16 protein-coding genes and 3 tRNA genes are annotated in these 17,201 nt (G+C 59.7%); 7 read left to right on the top strand and 12 right to left on the bottom strand.

Annotated features, from left to right (window positions below; genetic code table 11):
* Positions 1–66 precede the first annotated feature (66 nt).
* Entirely contained in the window at positions 67–876 is an 810-nt protein-coding gene (locus ABZS45_RS04935; protein WP_412100885.1) for a fumarylacetoacetate hydrolase family protein, read from the top strand.
* On the opposite strand, the gene ABZS45_RS04930 is transcribed toward ABZS45_RS04935, so the two are convergent.
* The 8 genes from ABZS45_RS04930 to ABZS45_RS04895 form a co-directional block, all read right to left on the bottom strand.
* Positions 873–1,988, bottom strand: a complete 1,116-nt coding sequence (locus ABZS45_RS04930; RefSeq protein ID WP_412100884.1) for an isochorismate synthase MenF — start codon at positions 1,986–1,988, stop codon at positions 873–875. The genes ABZS45_RS04935 and ABZS45_RS04930 overlap by 4 nt on opposite strands.
* Positions 1,989–2,067: 79 nt before the next feature.
* Entirely contained in the window at positions 2,068–3,417 is a 1,350-nt protein-coding gene (locus ABZS45_RS04925) for a choice-of-anchor M domain-containing protein (RefSeq protein WP_412100883.1), read from the bottom strand.
* Positions 3,414–4,310, bottom strand: coding sequence for an anchored repeat-type ABC transporter permease subunit (locus ABZS45_RS04920; protein ID WP_412100882.1), 897 nt, complete (start codon positions 4,308–4,310; stop codon positions 3,414–3,416). The genes ABZS45_RS04925 and ABZS45_RS04920 overlap by 4 nt, the downstream gene beginning before the upstream one ends.
* The gene (locus ABZS45_RS04915; RefSeq protein WP_412100881.1) at positions 4,307–5,035 is read right to left on the bottom strand and encodes an anchored repeat-type ABC transporter ATP-binding subunit; all 729 of its coding nucleotides are present in this window, start codon (positions 5,033–5,035) and stop codon (positions 4,307–4,309) included. Before ABZS45_RS04915 ends, ABZS45_RS04920 begins: the two co-directional genes overlap by 4 nt.
* Positions 5,028–5,927: a choice-of-anchor M domain-containing protein gene (locus tag ABZS45_RS04910; protein WP_412100880.1), complete on the bottom strand. Its 900-nt coding sequence runs from the start codon at positions 5,925–5,927 to the stop codon at positions 5,028–5,030. Before ABZS45_RS04910 ends, ABZS45_RS04915 begins: the two co-directional genes overlap by 8 nt.
* Positions 5,920–7,419, bottom strand: a complete 1,500-nt coding sequence (locus tag ABZS45_RS04905) for an anchored repeat ABC transporter, substrate-binding protein (protein ID WP_412100879.1) — start codon at positions 7,417–7,419, stop codon at positions 5,920–5,922. Before ABZS45_RS04905 ends, ABZS45_RS04910 begins: the two co-directional genes overlap by 8 nt.
* Positions 7,419–8,537, bottom strand: coding sequence for a choice-of-anchor M domain-containing protein (locus tag ABZS45_RS04900; RefSeq protein ID WP_412100878.1), 1,119 nt, complete (start codon positions 8,535–8,537; stop codon positions 7,419–7,421). Before ABZS45_RS04900 ends, ABZS45_RS04905 begins: the two co-directional genes overlap by 1 nt.
* Before the next feature lie 15 nt (positions 8,538–8,552).
* A complete protein-coding gene (locus ABZS45_RS04895) occupies positions 8,553–10,895 on the bottom strand; it encodes a choice-of-anchor M domain-containing protein (protein WP_412100877.1) in 2,343 nt (780 codons plus the stop codon).
* Between the two features lie 162 nt (positions 10,896–11,057).
* Here ABZS45_RS04895 and gltX point away from each other — a divergent pair, with 162 nt between their 5' ends.
* The 4 genes from gltX to ABZS45_RS04875 all read left to right on the top strand — a co-directional run bounded on the left by gltX (position 11,058) and on the right by ABZS45_RS04875 (position 13,553).
* Positions 11,058–12,557, top strand: coding sequence for a glutamate--tRNA ligase (gltX, locus tag ABZS45_RS04890; protein WP_412100876.1), 1,500 nt, complete (start codon positions 11,058–11,060; stop codon positions 12,555–12,557).
* A 174-nt stretch (positions 12,558–12,731) separates the two neighbouring features.
* A tRNA-Gln gene (locus ABZS45_RS04885) sits at positions 12,732–12,803 on the top strand.
* 56 nt (positions 12,804–12,859) lie between these two features.
* A tRNA-Glu gene (locus tag ABZS45_RS04880) sits at positions 12,860–12,935 on the top strand.
* Between the two features lie 54 nt (positions 12,936–12,989).
* Positions 12,990–13,553 carry an RBBP9/YdeN family alpha/beta hydrolase gene (locus ABZS45_RS04875; RefSeq protein WP_412100875.1) on the top strand — a complete coding sequence of 188 codons (564 nt, stop codon included), beginning with the start codon at positions 12,990–12,992 and terminating at the stop codon, positions 13,551–13,553.
* Here the strand turns inward: ABZS45_RS04875 and ABZS45_RS04870 are convergent.
* Together ABZS45_RS04870 and ABZS45_RS04865 are read right to left on the bottom strand one after the other, a co-directional pair.
* Positions 13,548–13,877 (bottom strand): transcriptional regulator, encoded by a 330-nt coding sequence (locus tag ABZS45_RS04870; protein ID WP_412100874.1) that lies wholly within the window; start codon positions 13,875–13,877, stop codon positions 13,548–13,550. The two genes, ABZS45_RS04875 and ABZS45_RS04870, sit on opposite strands and share 6 nt — an antisense overlap.
* Complete coding sequence (locus tag ABZS45_RS04865; protein WP_412100873.1) at positions 13,870–14,274, bottom strand: hypothetical protein; 405 nt, start codon at positions 14,272–14,274, stop codon at positions 13,870–13,872. Before ABZS45_RS04865 ends, ABZS45_RS04870 begins: the two co-directional genes overlap by 8 nt.
* Positions 14,275–14,910: 636 nt before the next feature.
* On the opposite strand from ABZS45_RS04865, the gene ABZS45_RS04860 reads away from it, so the two are divergent.
* Positions 14,911–14,983 (top strand) — tRNA-Glu (locus tag ABZS45_RS04860).
* A 94-nt stretch (positions 14,984–15,077) separates the two neighbouring features.
* Here the strand turns inward: ABZS45_RS04860 and ABZS45_RS04855 are convergent.
* Both ABZS45_RS04855 and ABZS45_RS04850 read right to left on the bottom strand, forming a co-directional pair.
* Positions 15,078–15,785: a hypothetical protein gene (locus ABZS45_RS04855; RefSeq protein WP_412100872.1), complete on the bottom strand. Its 708-nt coding sequence runs from the start codon at positions 15,783–15,785 to the stop codon at positions 15,078–15,080.
* A gap of 116 nt (positions 15,786–15,901) precedes the next feature.
* Positions 15,902–16,192, bottom strand: a complete 291-nt coding sequence (locus ABZS45_RS04850) for a hypothetical protein (RefSeq protein WP_083299015.1) — start codon at positions 16,190–16,192, stop codon at positions 15,902–15,904.
* Between the two features lie 167 nt (positions 16,193–16,359).
* Between ABZS45_RS04850 and ABZS45_RS04845 the strand changes: the two genes are divergently transcribed.
* Positions 16,360–17,163: a hypothetical protein gene (locus ABZS45_RS04845; RefSeq protein ID WP_412100871.1), complete on the top strand. Its 804-nt coding sequence runs from the start codon at positions 16,360–16,362 to the stop codon at positions 17,161–17,163.
* The last annotated feature ends 38 nt before the right edge of the window (positions 17,164–17,201 follow it).

Genomic DNA, 17,201 nt, shown 5'->3' with positions numbered 1-17,201 from the left:
TCTTTGCAACCTTTACTCAAGACCCCTGATCGCGAGTTAAAAATCCTTGCGAGTAGTATGGCCGTTATGCGTTTAGGACGAATTGCTCACACCGAAGGTATCTGTTTCGCCATCATTGATGGCCCCGCCGACGCCCCGCTTGACCAGCTGGTGGCGAAGGAAATTTCCGGCACACCGTTTACCCCACCGGAGCCCACTGGCCGCGAGTGGCCGCTAAGTGAAGTGCGCCTGCTGGCGCCGACCCTGCCCACCAAGGTCGTGGCTCTGGGCCGCAACTACGCTGACCACGTGGCGGAGGTCTTCAAGGAATCCGCGGAGCACCTGCCGCCGACGATCTTTATCAAGCCCTCCACCGCGGTCATTGGCCCCGGTGCACCCATCAAGATTCCGGAGTTCGCTACCAACGTTGAGTTCGAGGGTGAGCTCGCCGTGGTGATCTCCAAGGTGTCAAAGAATATTGATCCAGAGAAGTGGCGCGATCACGTCGTCGGCTACACGATCTGTAACGATGTTTCTTCGCGTGACCTGCAGTTCCAGGATGGCCAGTGGGCACGTGCGAAGGGCATCGACACCTTCTGCCCGCTGGGCCCGTGGATTGAGACGGACTTGGACTGCATCAATCTCGATAATCAGAAGATTAACGCCTACCTCACTCACGAGGGCAAGCGAGAGCAGAAGCAGGATTCCAATACGGATCAGATGATTGTGAAGATGGGTGACATCATCGCTGAGATCTCGCAGTCCTACACGCTGCTGCCGGGTGATGTCATCACGACGGGTTCCCCGGCTGGCACGGCGCCGATGGTGCCGGGCGATACCATCGAAATTGAGATCCCCGGCGTGGGTAGCCTGAAGAACCCGATCGAGCGCGCTTAGAAGCTGCGCGAAAGGTTGAGCGCACGCAGGATAGTGCGCAGCTTCGCCGTGGTTTCCTGAAGCTCGGCCGTCGGGTCGGAATCCACGACGATTCCTCCGCCTGCCCACGCGCGGGCGGAGAGGCCATCGCCGGCTACCTCGGCGCAGCGGATGGCTACCATGTATTCGCCATCGCCTGAATCATCGCACCAGCCCACTGCGCCGGCGTAGAAGCCTCGGTCAGTTTCGGCGGTTTCGATCAGCGCTTGTGCGGCCTCAGTGGGGGTGCCACAAATAGCAGGGGTGGGGTAGACCAGCTCGGCCAACTCGAGGGCAGTAATGCTCGAATCCTTAAGGGTTCCTGCGATCGGAGTTCCCAGATGCCACATCTCATTGGTGGAGGTCAGCTGCGGAGACGTGGGGGCGTCGAGGGTTTCGCACAGCGGCTGCAGGATGCGGCGGATATGGTCCACAACGAAAGCATGTTCCCGCAGGTCCTTTGCCGAGTTGTGGAGGTCTTGGCCGGCCTTGATATCGCGTGCCTTATCAGCCTGGCGGGGTGCGGATCCGGCTAGGGGGAAAGCTGTGACCGTTGATCCCTGCTTCTTGACCAGCACTTCTGGGGAGGAGCCGACGAACATTGCGCCAGGGCGTCCAGCCGGAGTGAGGTCGGCGATAAAGCCATCGCGGTGGGAAGATAAATCAATGAGCCGCGCGGCAACGAGGAGCGGATCCACAGGGGCATTAAACTCGATGTCGACGGCGCGTGCAAGCACTACCTTATCCAGCTTCGAGGCTTCGATTGTGGCGATGGCGGCTTCGATGCGGCGCAGGTGCTCCTCGGGCTCTGGGTCGAACCCAGTCACGCGCGCGTTAAGCGAGCCGCTGCGGTAATAGGCGTGTGGTTCGAGTGGCCCGTCCTCGCGGATGATGCTGCGCGGCACGGTCAGTGCCGCGGGGTCACCCTTGTGGAAGGGAAGTGCGCCGACAACCATGGGTGCGGTGCCGGAACGCAGAGCAGATACGGCAGCATCGACGTCGGTGAAGGTGGCTACTGCGCCTTGGGTACGCACAGACCCCGTCGCACGGGACAGGAGGAAGTCGGGGGCGGTGGAGGGTCTGTTTTCACACATAAGGAATAATTCTAGTTGCTGCCTCCGCTAGCGCCGAAACCAGCTCCCTTCCTCCTGCGCTGCTCCCATCGCCGCAGTATTAGTCGCGGTTGCGCGGGCGGAAGAATTGCACGGCGATAAAAAGCCCAATTCCTAGCAGCAGGGCCAGGGCGCCCATACCAGCCAGAAAGCCCGCCCAGAAGCCCACCATTGGGGCTCCATAGCTCATAGCCTGGATGTTTTCGCTGTCAGCATATTGTTCCTGAGCCTCGGATTGCGGTCGCTGTGCCGTGGCTTCCTTCTTAGCGCCTCGTTCGCGACTGGCTCCGCTGTTACGCGTAGAGTCCTTGGCGCCTGAGGCAGATGAGCTTTGCGACGTCCCACGGTGTGCGGAATCTCTCTGTCCTTGTGCAGTGTGCGCTGCGCCGTTCTGTGCTGAACCGCGGTCCTGTGCAGCGGAACGCTGGGAATGAGCAGGATTGGCAGCGTTGCGCTCCTTCGCGTCTTCTTCCTTTCGCGGTTTCGGCTCTTTGCTGGCGCTGGCCCGCGTGGAGCGTCGTTCTTCCTTTGCATTCTTCGCATCGGAGGGCTTTCCACCGTTGAAGAAAGTATCGGCCTCCTTGAACGTTTTGTCCATCGTCTTATCCAACTGCGCGATGGACTTGGAGGTATCGTTGATGTCCTTGGCCAACTGCTGGGGGCGGTTTTTCGGGCTTCCCGAGCCACCGCTGCCACTTGCGCCCGAGCCCCACTCCAGCTGGCAGAGCTCAGTGGTATCTGTGCCACCGACTAAGAAAGGCACATCAATAGAGTGTTCGGAGCCATCGTTGAGGGTGAAGGTGAAAGTGGCAGCATACGCACCCGGCTCCGTAAAGATGATCCCGGTGTGACTGTGGAAATGATCAGGATAGTCCCACGTGATATCCGGGTTCTCGGAGTCAAAGAGCACGGTGGGAGCAGCGCCCAAAGAATTTTGGAAGCCCACCATGCGCCCACCGTCCGGGCCGCTATGCAGCGTCAAGGATAGGGTGGCATCGGCCGCTGTGTCCTCGTCGATGTAGCTGGTGTTGAACCCCACCCAGGGGATATCCGGATCCTGGGTTTGGGGAATTTGCCAACCGCTCGATGGAATATCGCCACCGGCTGATTCATCGAAGGAAGCGTTGCTACCCACTTCTACGTAGAAATCCCCAGAAGTGTAGTCCTTACCGGATTCATCATCGCGGGCTATAAAGGACAGGTCCCCAGAGTTCCCAACCAGGGCGAGGTCCTGGTGGCCGCGGCTAAAGGCGTGTAGGGAATCAGCATCACAGGAAGAGTCGCTCGCCGGCTCGGCTGCAGTGGCGGTCGGTGCGCCGAGTATGATCGTCGGGGAGCTGAGCGCCAGTGCAGCGGCTGCAGCCAAGGTTAGGGGACGGTAGCTCATGCGAGTCATTGGGAGAATGTTCATGCGGACAAGGTCTCCTTCGGGTTGTGTGGTGTCGAGGGGGATGCTGAAGCACGGCGGGAGTGCACGAGAGGGGAGAGCACCCACGCCACGAGGAAACAGGCGGTCAGGAGTAGAACGATGGTGGCGCCGGCGGGAAGGTCAATGGCCCATGCCAGGTAGATTCCGAAGAAGCTACCCAAGGAGCCGATCGCCGCGGCCGCGAGCATCATCGTTCCCAGCGAGTCACAGAGCAGCCGGGCAGTTGCAGCCGGGGTGATGAGCAGCGCGAGGACAAGGACGTTGCCGATGGTTCCCACCGAGATAACTACCGCGCCCGTAACACAGAGATAAAGCACAATGTCCAGAGCAAAGACGGGAAGCCCCATCGCGCGGGCGGTTTCTTTGTCCAAACACGTAGCGGTGAGCTGGGGACCAAGGAGAAGAACCGTGGCCACGATGAGCACCGTGACGGTGAACGCGGCGTAGAGGTCCGCGCGGGAGACACCCGTGAGTGATCCGAAGAGAAAACTCGTGAGTGAGGCTGTATAGCCCTCTGCCCGGGAGATGATCACCATGCCGAGGGCGAAGGCGGCGGCGAAGAAGATGCCTATAACGGAATCCTCGCGCACCGTGCGCCGCTGGGAGAAGCATGCGATGAGCACCGCCACGGTGCAGCCCGCCACGGCGCCGCCCAGCAGCACTGAGCCTTGGAGTACGAAGGCAATGGCCAGTCCGGGGAAGACCGCGTGGGAGACGGCGTCACCAATGAATGCCATACCGCGTAGTACGACGTAGCATCCCACCACGCCGCACACGATGGCGGCGAGGATAGAAATTCCTACCGCACGGGCCAGGAAGTCCAGGTGCGGGTTGGTGAGGTCCTGGAAGAACTCGAAAAGCGAAATGTCGATCATGCGGCCACCCCAATCGCTGAGAGCAGCGGAGAAGAAGCTGAGACACCGAATGTGTCGCTCCAGGGCTGCGGGGTCAAGCGCAGAGCTTCTGCTGGACCATCCGCGATGATTCCCTGGTTAAACAGCACGAGTCGCGAGCAGGAATGCGCGGCCTCCGAGAGGTTGTGCGTGGACATGACAACACTGGTGCCGTCGGCGGTGAGTTTGTCAAACAGAAGCAAGAGCTCTTCGGTGTTGGGAGCGTCCAGGCCGGTAAACGGCTCGTCGAGAAGCAGCACCTCAGGTTCGCATGCTAAAGCGCGGGCGATGAGGACACGTTGCCGTTGGCCACCGGAAAGCTGCGCTATGGGGCGTCGTGCATATTCTTCCAAGTTGGTGAGCTCGATGGCGCGGCGGGCGGCCTGTTTATCGGCCTGTCCTGGGCGGCGGAACCAGCCCACCAGCCCGGTGCGTCCGCTGAGCACAGCTTTGCCCACGCTGATGGGAAAGTCCCATTCCACGTCGTGGCGCTGTGGGACATAACCCAACGAGGTGCTCACGTCGACGGTCCCGGTAAAGGGGACGAGCCCCAAGATGGCGCGCATCAGCGTGGTTTTGCCCGCGCCGTTGGGGCCGAGAAGCCCGATGAACTCGCCGGGGTGAACGGATAGGTTCGCGGAGTCGATGACTCTGCGGCCGGAAAGCGAAACGGAAAGATCGTTGACGGAAATGAGGGGACTAGTCACGCTGGCCACCCTTCGCACGGACGACGGCGATAATGGCACCGATAAGAACGAGGACGCCCACGCCGGCCAGCGCCCAGATCCATACCGGCACGGATGCCGATGCAGAGCTGGAAGCGGAGGAGGATTCAGCGTTTGTATCCCATTCGGCCGCCTGAGCCTGCTCGACATCCGTTTCATCACCCACCGCGAAGGTCAACGTGGCCTCGGCGGCCACCTCGCTTCCGGCGCTTTCCCCTGCGCCCTCGCCACTCATGCGGACTCGAACCTGATGGATGCCGGGCTCGGTAAACACCCAGTTGGCGTGGGTATGCGTGCCTAAGTCGACCCAGAAATCCTCCGAGTCCCCGGTGGCGGTGGACCACAGCAGCTGTGGTTCTTCGAAGCCGCCGTTCTGTAGGAAGAGGGAGAATTCACCTGGGCCTTGGTGCCCAAGGAATTCCATGTTCACGCCTCGCTCGACGTTTTCTTCCAAGGAGGGGGCCTGGGTATTCCAACCCAGCCACGGCACCTCAGCTTGTTCGGTTTGTGGAACGACCCAGACCTGCGAACCCGGCTCGGCGCCGACGAAGGAGAAAGCCTTGTCTTCCGGCAGGGTCAACAAGGCGTTATCACCCACCTGAAAGACCACATCGTCGGGTTGACGCCATACAGGCGTCTCAGCCGAATCATCACGGGCGAGGAACTGGGCTTGCCCGTCGGTAAGCAGCAGTCCCAGGTCGACGTGGCCGTGATCGATAGTGGCCGCCGTCCCAGGTGCGGCTACATCTTCGTCGGAGCTGACAACCTGAGCCAAATCCCCGGCCCAGGCGGTGACCGGAGCGAAGGCCAATGCAACAGAGGTGAGCGCTGCTGCGAGGGGCATAGTGAGGGTACGAATGGTGCGATTAGACATGAGATTCCTTTGTTGTACTGCTAAGACAGCGGTTGAGTGAGTGTGCGTTGAAACGCATCAGATCGAGATACGTGGGCACAGCGTCATCGAGGGTGTCGCCGTAAATCGGGCATACCGCCACCCCAAGGGAATCGGCGGCTTCCTTAATGACGTCTGCGCTGGCTTGTTGGGTTGGTTCCACGAACACGGCGGGAAGCCGGAGGTTTTCCAAGGTACGACGCAGCGCGATGACATCGCGCGGCGAAGGCTCGATGGCCGGGTTGGGGCTAACGAACCCCGCGATATCAATGCCGTAGCCTTGCTCTAGGTAGGCGTATCCGTGGTGGGGTGTGACGAGGTGGCGGTTGCGTTCAGGGATGGCGGAGATGAGCCGCCCCACCTCTTCATCGACGTCTCGCAGTTGTGTGATGTAGTCCTGTGCGCGGGCACGGTAGTCCGCGCCGTGCGAGGGATCAGTTTGGGCAAGTTGCTCCGCGATGACCTCGGTAAAGCTGATGACATTGGCGGCGTTATGCCACAGGTGCGGGTCCACCTCACCGTGAATGTGCTTGCCCAAGACAGCTTGGGGCAGGAGATAGGTTTCATCCCCGGGCCGGCCCAAGAAACGGTAGGAGGGATCCGGCGGTATCTGTTGGAGAGCGGAATTCGGGATGCTAAGCACCGTGGTGTTTGGATCGAATCGCTCACCTTGATCCTCCAAGTCGAGTTTTCCTGTGGCCATGTCCGCGGTGATATCCACGTGACCGGCATCGAGCGCGCGCATTCCCGCAGGGGCGCTAACGCCTACCGCCACCGTGAACTCCTGCGGTGTGCTGTTGGTAGCGCCAAAGCTCAGCCGGTAAATTCCGGGCTTGTTGAAAGCCCAGGAGACATGCGTGTGGGCATTAGCCGGCAGCGTCGTGGAATCGTTGTGCTGGTCAATCCCGTCGGCGCTGTTAAAGAGCGGCTCAGGTGTACCGAACGTGGAGACCACGTAGGCCGCGACATCGCCGGGTCCTTCCACATCGAGCAGACGCATGTCGACGCTCGTGGTACCTGGGGCTGCGTTGCGCACACGCAGTCCCAGCCACACCGCATCGAGGGCAACGTTTTCTACCAAGGGGACGAGCTTCGCGCCGCGTGTGGATGCTTGGTCCGCCACTTCAGTCACGGGCACATCAGACGACTCCCGCAAGGACTTCAGCAGGCTTTGCGGCTCGAGGAGAAAACCATTGGACAGCAATACGTCGGCGTTAGCGATATCGCGCACCGAGCGCAGGCTCGGCTCAAAAGTATGTGGATCCTTTCCCGCAGGAATCAGCGTGGTCACTGTGGCATCCTCACCGGCTACGTGCTTGGCGACGTCCCCCAGTATCGGCGTTGTCGCCACCACCTGCACCTTCCCATCGTCTCCGGTAGCGGAGCTCGCGCAGCCACTCACCATGGATGCGCCGAGAAAGATGGCGGAAAAAAGCGTGGTGTACTGCGTCCGAGTGCGAACCTTCCGTGGCATTAGTCGCGGCCCTTCATGAGCGCGAGGCGCGCTAGCGCCAACCCCAGCACAAGCATGCCCAGGCCGAGGATTCCGATGCCCCACGGCAGCAGGTTTTGCCCGCTGTCGTAGTAGCCGGCCGCAGCGACGGTGTCCACATTCTCCCCGTCGGTGGCCTCGGTGGAGCGGTGAGAAGGCTTGCGTTCTTTCCTATCTCCGCGCTCTTTACGCTCCTTGCTGCTTGCCTGTTGCTTCGCGTTCCTGGTTCCGGCTGCGGATGCTGCACCGCGGGAACCGCCTCCAGCGTTTCCACCTCCCGGGCGTGTTCCGGAGGAAGAGGATGCCGGTTGCTCAGTGGAGGCGTCATCTAGCTCGGCCTCGTGGTTGCCTTCGGTACCGTCATCACCATGATCGGTGGTGGCTTCCCCGTCCCCGGACTCCTGCGGCGCGGCGTCACCATCACCGACATCCCAGGTATAGGTGACCTGATTACTCGTATCGCCGTTGGATTCCGCTTGGACAGTCATGGTGTAGATACCCGGTTCACTAAACGCCCAGTTGACGTGGCGGTGTGCTGGGTAAGCCTGGTTGATGACGTCACCGGAGACCAAGTCGAGCTCGCCGGCATTGGTGACTGGTTGGATGTCCCCGAAGCCTGCCGTTTCGAAGATGAAGATATCGCCAGGACCGGTCACCTCAACGAATTCGAAGTTAACGTCTTTGTAGCCAGCCGATTGTGCCGCCTGGGTATCCCAACCTGGCCAGAGCAACGAGCTGTCCTGGGTCTGGGGAAGGTAGTACGTGGGTAGACCAATGCCGTCGATGCCCTCGGTCGCCTCGCTCCATGCTTCTTCTGCGACTTTGAGGATGACATCGTTGCCGGGCCGGATGACGCCGCTGCCGGTGACGTCCTCCTTCATCTCTAGGGTCAGTTGACCGCCCGGTGCGGAGACATAGAAGGCATCGACGTGCCCGGAATCGATGAGCTCGCTGTCGGCGCGGGCTGGCGCAGGATAGCCAAGGACGGCCACAAGCATCGCCACGGCAACGGTGAACGTGAACACGGCGGCGCTGGTTTTCTGCAGTGCACTGCTCTGGCGAAAGTTCAAGCGCTGAGCAGCGGGTGGTGTGGAGTGCAATCCAGTGTGTCCTTTCTAGCGGGGAAGAAGGCCATTGAACCGCGCCGCAATCTGGTCACGGTGATCGTTGTAGAAGTTGAGGAAGCCTTGGAAGACGATGGCCAAGACAACTGGGAGTACCAGGCCCCACAGACCCTCGAGCTTGGGCATGGATGAGGTCTTGTCCTTACCGCCTTCAGGTTTCTTCTCGCCGGGCTTCTGGTCGCCAGGCTTCTGGCTTCCTCCTCCAGGGTTGTCTTCCTCCGCGCTCGTGCAGTCAGTAATAGCGGTGTCACCTGCGGCTACGGTGAGCGTTTGGGGCCTAGAGGAAATCTCTTTGTCATCTGTTGTAGTCGCGGAATACGTGACCTCGAGCTTGTAGATGCCCGGCTTGGTAAACGCCCAGTTGGTGTGGGTATGGGATGCGAAGGTGGTTTCGATGGAATAGTCCTCCTGCGTGGAGTTCACCAGCGGGGTAAATTTATTGCCCATGCCTTCCGTGGTGAACAACCCTACGGCGGCGCCCTCCGGCATCTCCACGGGCTTGATGTTGAGCGTGACTGTGCCGTTTTTGTAGTCCTTGTAGTTGAGAGCCTGGGTGTTGTAGCCCGGCCAGATGATGCTCTGCTCCTGTGTTTGCGGGAGGAGGAAGAATTTATCCTGGCCTAGGTAATCGAACTCCTTGCCCTTCAGCGCGGCAGGGCGGGAGCGCAGGGCGTTGTCGTGCACAGCGAGGACGACGTCATCGAGCGGGCGCTCGACGGTCTTCTTGTCCACGAGGGCTGTCTCATCCTTCAAGCGGGTGAGGAACTCATCACCCTCACGGGTGACCGCAATGTCGACGTGGCCGCGGTCAAGCACCACCTTGTCAGCACAGGTACCAGTGTGTTCTCCCGTGTCCGGTTTCGGGCCGTTATCCGGGGCTGGCGCAGGAGCCTGAGCCCCAGCGCCGAGTTTGCCCGCTCCCTCGTATTTTTGGCCGAAGGCGAAATTGTCGGTCAGCGTGATGCTGCCGGAGTCTTGCGTGATGTTCGGGTGCGGAAGAATATCGAGGCGCACGGTAGTGCCGTTGAAGTTTGCATCGGCACCGACAACAAATTCCGCGCGGCCGCGGGTGATCGTGCCGTCGAAATCGATGTCGGGAAGCGAACTTCCCTTGCTAAAGAAGCCGCCGTGCACGTAGCCTTCCAGGTTCTTATCGGCTGCCTCCAGGATGATGCGGGTGGCGTCTTCGCCCTCCGGAACAGCGCGCGCGGACAGTCCCGTGTCAGATAGCGACACCTCATTCCCGGAGAAGAGCTGGCGCGGGTTAGTGGTTTCGGTCCAAGACTCCTCAGACGACTTCGAGGTGGTGGAAAGCTCTGCGTTTGCAGAGTAGGCGAGCTCCTCGCTCACCCAGCGCGGGCTGCCGTCCTTCGGGGTGTACACAGCTTGGATTGTTGAAGCCTCGGGCCCTAAGAATTCATCGAAGTGTGCCTTGCCATCTTTCACAGCTAGATCGGTGAGGAAGTAGCCGTCGATCAGCAGTGTCAGAGTGCCGTCGCTGCCGCCAGAGAAATCGATGGAGGAAAGGCGCTCATCCCCATCCTTGTCCCCGGATTTCTTGGGCGTGATGCTCAGGCGGTAGTCCTTCTGGCTGGCATCGCCAGAGGAAGCCTGGTCAAAGCGCTCTTTGAGGGAAGGCGTCTTTTCATCAGCGGGCCGCTGCCCGCCGACTTGGATCGACGTGGTCGTGGGCTGGGAGGTAATCAACGAACCATCCTTGCCCCGCGCGCTCGTTTGATAGGTGAGCTCATAGCGTCCAGGTTTAGAAAATACGGTGTAGTTGTGGGTATGCGTGCCGCTGGTCAGCCATGCGGAATGCGGAGCGCTCTCGGTGGTTCCAAAGAAACGCTGTAGGCCGCCGGGTCCAGGGTAGTAGCCAAACATCTCGACATCGCCGGGTCCGTCAACACTTAAGAGGTCCAGGGAAGCAATGTTGTCGCGGAAGTCGTCAACAGGCAGCTCTGTGTCGGCGCCAAAGCCCATCCATACCGGGTCCAGGCTGCCTTGGACACTGGCGGGTGCCATGTAATACGTTTCACCCGGCTTTCCCACAAAGGCGAGCGCAGGGTCCTGAGGCACGGTGAACTGGTATTGGTTGGTGCCGTTCTGGTTCCAGCCTTTGCCTACCCAGGTGACGGTATCGGCTAGGTTGTGGTTGGACTGTGCAGAATGGCTCTTGAGGTTGAGAGCATTGCCCTCCCAGAAAGCCTTGGGGGAATCAATATGTGTCTGAGTGGCTACGTGTTTGCCGTCGTCGGGACCAGCGACGGCGGTAGCGGGGGAGAAGAGAAGCGTGGCGCAGGTTAAAAGCGCCACATAGCGAGTTCGAGCCACAGTCTGGGACCTTTCTTCAGTTCTTTGGCGAGAGTTTCACTATAGGTAATGGAATTCAGTCCCGTTAGGCTTGCACAGAAAGCCCAGTTCACGCTTAGTGGAAACAGGGTTCAATTACCCCCAAGTGGGGCGGCCAGTGCAGTGGGGAGGCCCTGAACTACGATGGGGGACATGACTAAACCGACATCCGACGTCCGCGTCCGTTTCTGCCCTTCGCCTACCGGCACGCCCCACGTGGGCATGGTCCGCACGGCTCTGTTCAACTGGGCCTATGCCCGTCACACTGGCGGTACGCTCATCTTCCGCATCGAGGACACCGATGCTGCCCGTGACTCTGAGGAGTCCTACCAGGCCATCATTGACTCCCTGAACTGGCTCGGGTTGGGCTGGGATGAAGGTGTTAACGTCGGTGGCCCGGATGAGCCTTACCGTCAGTCGCAGCGCACGGACATCTACGCAGATGTCCTGCAGAAGCTCAAGGATGGCGGCTATGTCTATCCGGCCTACTCCACCAACGAAGAGGTTCAGGAGCGCCACAAGGCGGCCGGCCGCGACCCGCAGCTGGGCTACGACAATTTCGACCGCGACCTCACTCAAGAGCAGATCGACGCCTTCGAGGCAGAAGGCCGCAAGCCGGTTTGGCGCCTGCGCATGCCGGACAAGGATTGGTCCTGGAATGACCTGGTGCGCGGCGAGATGACTTTCAAGTCGGAGACCCAGCCGGACTATGTCGTGGCGCGCTCGAACGGTGCGCCGCTCTACACCCTGGTTAACCCGGTCGACGATGCCCTCATGGGAGTTACTCACGTCCTGCGCGGAGAGGACCTCCTGTCTTCCACGCCGCGCCAGCTCGCCCTCTACGAGGCGCTCATGGAGCTCGGCATTGCCAAACAGACGCCTGAGTTTGGTCACCTGCCCTTCGTGATGGGTGAGGGGAACAAGAAGCTGTCCAAGCGTGACCCGCAGTCCAATCTGTTCAATCACCGCGACAACGGCATCATCCCGGAGGGCATGCTTAATTACCTGTCGCTCTTGGGTTGGTCCCTGTCCGCGGACCAGGACATCTTCTCCGTCGACGAGCTCATCGCCAACTTCGACGTCCACGACGTGTTGGGTAACCCAGCTCGCTTCGACCAGAAGAAGCTCGAGGCCATTAATGCCGACCACATCCGTCTGCTTGAGCCAGCGGACTTTGCGCAGCGCCTACGTGACTACCTGACTGAGTACACCGACTTCCCAGCCGACTATCCGGAAGAGAAGTTCGCTTTCGCAGCAGATCTGGTGCAGACCCGCATCAAGACGCTGTCTGACGCCTATGGCCTCATGTCCTTCCTTACCACGCCGGACGCTGAGTTGGAATTGGATGAGAAGGCGGCCCGGAAGAACCTCAAGGAGGATGCAGTCCAGCCGCTGGAGGTTTCCATCGCCAAGCTGGAGGAGCTCGGGGAGTGGAAGACGGAGGAGATTGAAAAGGTTCTCTCCGCCGCGCTTATCGACGACCTCGGCCTCAAGCCACGCAAGGCCTACGGCGCCCTGCGTGTAGCTATCTCGGGTCAGCAGGTCTCCCCGCCGTTGTTTGAGTCCATGGAGCTGCTGGGCAAGGAGTCCACGGTGGCTCGCCTTAAGGCTGCGCGTGCTCTCACACCGTGGAGCGCTGAGTAGATCCATTAAGTAGTCTCACATGGCTGTCATTTTGGGGCGTTAGGGATGAACCCTAACGCCCCGAAAAAATATCTTGACCTGGCGATTTGTGTGTATCGGTAGTGCTGGATATAGTAATAAACCGTTGCAGCGAGCAGCGAGGGGTTAAAGCCCCGAGCTAGTTCACAGCAATAATGGCCTATGGTGTAATTGGCAACACAACGGTTTCTGGTACCGTCATTCTAGGTTCGAGTCCTGGTAGGCCAGCAGTGATAACGATGTAACGTGGCACTGCACGTTACAGTACGTCGTCACAGTTCTAAGCCCCGTTCGTCTAGCGGCCTAGGACGCCGGCCTCTCACGCCGGTAACACGGGTTCAAATCCCGTACGGGGTACCACCACGGAGTGGCAAGCACGATGAGCTTGCCACTCTTTTTTTATAATTGGCGACCATGCACTTCTACATTGTTCATGGATACCAAGCCAGCCCTGACAGTCACTGGTTCCCGTGGCTAGAGCGCCTGTTGGCCGCCGATGGACACACCGTTCACACCATCGCGCTGCCGGAACCGAACGCTCCGAAGCTCGATGAGTGGGTAGAGGCGATACGCAACGATATTGGGCATCCAAACGCTAATACCTGCATCATCACGCATAGCCTGGGCGGCACCGCGCTGCTGCACTATCTCACGGCACTGGAGGGCGAGTGGGAGCTTCCTGGGCTCTTCATTGTCTCTGGGTTTGTGGAGAAGCTTCGCGTCATCCCAGAGCTTGACGAATTTATTGGCCAGGCCCACGTCGACGTGCCTGCTGTCAAACCCCACATCGCTCACACAGAGGTCTTCGTGTCCACTAATGATGTCCTGGTGGACCCTTCCCTCACGCAGCAGCTTGCCGACGCCCTCTCGGCCGCGCCCATCACCATCCACGGCGCTGGACATTTCCTTGAGAGTGACGGCTATACCGAGTTTCCACAGCTGGGGGATCGCATAGCGCAATGGCTGCGCAGCCTATAGGCCCTCAGTCATGGCTTTGAGCGCCTTCACGTGCTGCACGTAAGCTTGTGAGCCTGCCTCAGTAAGCGTGACCCACACAGTGTCCTTGGCGCGGGTAGAACCGTACTCTCGGGCGCGGCTAATATAGCCGCAGCCTTCGAGGTGCTTTAGCTGCTTGGAAAGCGTATCGGCGGGGAGCTCGGTCAACTCGGCGAGCGTACTGTACTTCATCTGCCGGCCGTCGGTGGCACCGGCGGAGTAGAGCGTGGCACAGATTCTGAGGCGGTTAATCGGGTGGATAACTGGATCCAGCTCAGGGGATTGTTTGGGTGCGTCCTTAGGCATTGGCGCCCTTTATTGCCGCGTTGCGGTTCTCGTAGAGCATCCAAGCCATCGCTGCGGAAACGACGACCCCGCTGGTGATCATCCATGGCCATGTATCAGGTGTCGGCGTGGTGGAGAAAATCATTGCGGCGGGAAGCAGTACGCGTGACCACGTGGCGCGATCGTTCCTTGGCCCTTTGTTGGGATTGGGGCGAACAAAAGGGTTCGCGATTTTATCCTTGAGGAGGTAGCCGAGAATGAAGGTCGGTATGAGGATTGCGAGGGTGTACCACCACGACAGCTTAGAGACTGCGAGGCTACTGCCGATGCCGAGCGCTACAAGCGCTACTGCCCACCCGCTCTGCTTCCAAGCTGTGCGTTGTTGAACCTCTTTAATGACTTTAAGGTCGCTGTCCATGATGTGGCTCCTTTGTTTGCATCTAGTGCAAGTGTAACGCTTGCACTAGTGGCAAGTAAAGGGGTGTAGCTCTCCGTGTTATCTGAGTGGTCTGGTTTTACCCCATACCGGTTTGAATCCTCGGCGAGGTAGACAGGAGGGAGGCTGGAGTACCAGGGGGTGGACCAGTGGCCAATTGGTCTAAGTCCTACCGGTATGCCTTTTCTGGCCATACACTGCAGGTATAACGCATTCCCGACAGAAAGGAGAGCGGATGGCGGAAGTTGAAAATCATCACTATCGCCGACGCAACCCTAGCAGATAATACAAGGCGGCATCGCCATAATCCACAACTTCTTAAAGCCAACACTCGAGCGAAGTAGGAGCCTTGCACCGCATGCTGTTAGCGCACGTGTCCTCCCGAACCTCCAGCGATGACTAACTAGTGCTCCGGCCCCAGCAGCCAACGGCAAGCCGGCGGAATAACCATTGATTCGATCCGCACCTAGGCCTTGAGAGTCGAAGTTTATATCGCAGCCATAAGTGGCAACGAGGTTCGGGATTTTGTCTGTCTAAAAAGGGCTTTTACCTGCCGATTTGTGCAATCTTTCGGGGATCCTATAGTGTTTAGCAAGTCCGAAACGGAAAGCTAAGCGAGCCCCGTTCGTCTAGCGGCCTAGGACGCCGGCCTCTCACGCCGGTAACACGGGTTCAAATCCCGTACGGGGTACAAATAAAGAGGGCGACAAGCAATATAGCTTGTCGCCCTCTTTCGTGATTGGGTTGTGGGTTAGCGGCTTAAGGGACATTTAGCGGTCTGGAGTCTAGACAATGAGGACTTCAGCGTTATTACCGCCCGTGCAGCGAATCACCTCGTGCTCATCAATGTTGCACGTCAATGAGTAGTTCTGCTGTGTGACCGAGCTGTTGACGGTTACCTGTGCGGGGATATAGGCGCGGAGGTCATCCTGGGAGCTTGGGGCTAAGGTCATCAAGCGGCCGGCTGTGGAGCGCGCAAAATCGCAACTAGTGTTTGCGCCGGCCATGACGAAGGCGATGTTATAGCCATCGCCCATCTGGCACACCGTGGCGGGTGTGCCGTGAACGTTGACTGCTGCACCGTTGGCCTCGCCTTGGGGGAGCTGTCCGGAAAGGCTGTTGTAGGTGGCCATCTTTGCAGCCTGAGTGGTCTGGTGCTGGCCTGCGCTTGGTTTGGCTCCTTGCACACCCTGCGCTTGAGTATCCGGCTGCTGAGGCTGGCTCGCAGGCTGATTGGCTGCGGTGCCGGGCATTGTCGGTTCGGGGCCGGATGGGGCTCCTTCGTCGGCGGAGTCAGGAACGTGAAGTTCAGCGTCATCATTGAGCGGCTGAAAGGCCGGGTATGTGTTCTCGAAAGTTGGCTCACCCGATACTTCGCCCGGGCCTGACGATTCCGCCATGTCGGATGACGTGGAACATCCAACCGTTAGAACGCCAGCGGTGGCTATGGCTGCAAAAACTGCGACGGGACGGAGGGAGCGCGTGGAAGTCATAAGACCCACCCTAACGGGATGTACCGAGGTGTGCTGGAGAAAACGGGGAGAGCTGCCCAAGCCCGGCATCGTGGGTGCGGGCTAGACAGCTCAGAAAAATGGAATCCGGAGTGCTCTTAGTGGCAATCCCAGTGGCCATCGTGCGCTGCGTGGCGGTGGCCATCGTGCAGATAGTCCACGTGATCGCCGTGCGGGATCGCTACGTGACCGCAGCCTTCGCCGTGCTCGTGGTCGTGGCCCTCATGAACGGTGTGCTCGGATGCCTCACACTCGTCCCAGTGGCCTTCATGCTCGCGGTGGATGTGGCCATCGTGGGCGTAGTCAGTGTGATCGCCGTGCGGGAATGCGACGTGGCCGCAGCCTTCGCCGTGGGTGTGCGTGTGCTCGTCGTGAATGGTGTGGGTCATGACTCCTCCTTGAAAGGTTGGGGATTTTCAATCAGTTTTCAGTAGCTGTCACTGTCAGTAAAGCGTGTTTTCAACCCAGTTTCAATAGCGGGGGTGTTAGGGGGTGTTAGTAGAGTGACGTGCGGGGCGTGAGGTGTATGTGGGGCGAAACAGGCTAGAGTGAAAGCATGATGAATAAGTCTCCTCGGCGTCGCCTTTCGCTTTTTGCTTCCAGCCTTGGTTCCGTGGTTGGTGCATGCTCGTTAGTCATTGCTCTTTCTGCCCCCGCAACGGCTGCCGAGGGTGTGCCGGTGAGGCAGGGGCAAAAGGTTGCTGCTGCTGATGGCACCTTGTGCAGTGTCGGTTATGTTGAGGCTGGCCGGGCGTGGACCTCGGCCCACTGCGGTCTCAACGGGGAGCAGATGTATAACGAAGCGGGTCAGCACGTAGGAACCTTGCGTTGGTTCAAACCTTCCGGGGCGGCAGGGCATGACTTGGCCTATATTCAGTTCGCCGGCGGAACGTACTCGGCCGGAAACCCCCTCACTGGGGATGGCATGGCGCCGGTTCCGGGCGAAGGTGCAACTGTGTGTTTCGACGGGCAGGCTGCGCCCCGGCAGTGTGGTACTGCCGTCCGTGGGCCGGGTCTCTTCCCCGGAATGAACTATGCGGTCGACGTGTCGCTGGCGCCAGGGGATAGTGGCGGGGCGGTCTCTGTTCCAGGGCAGCCAGGTGTGGTGGGTATTTACCAGGGAATTACACAGGCCAACCGTGAAGGTCGGACACTAACTTTCTCCAACTATGCGCGGATGCCGCGCGCAGACGAGCTGGCGCATTTGCCGCACCAAGGCTGGGTACCGCGCCGCCCCAACCGGGAACCAGGAAATCCAATCCGGGTGGCGCAGGAAAAGGGTGAGGCGTTGTCCTCGACGAGTAGCACAGGGCCCGAGGGGCTACGCGGGCTCGCGATGTATTTTGGCTTGAGTATTTAGAGGCATCTTTAGAGGCATCTGGGGTGTCTGGGGCCGGA

Origin of the sequence: Corynebacterium aurimucosum (assembly GCF_046895345.1) — a bacterium.
Lineage (GTDB): Bacteria > Actinomycetota > Actinomycetes > Mycobacteriales > Mycobacteriaceae > Corynebacterium > Corynebacterium aurimucosum_G.
This window is presented reverse-complemented; position numbering and strand designations above follow the sequence as displayed.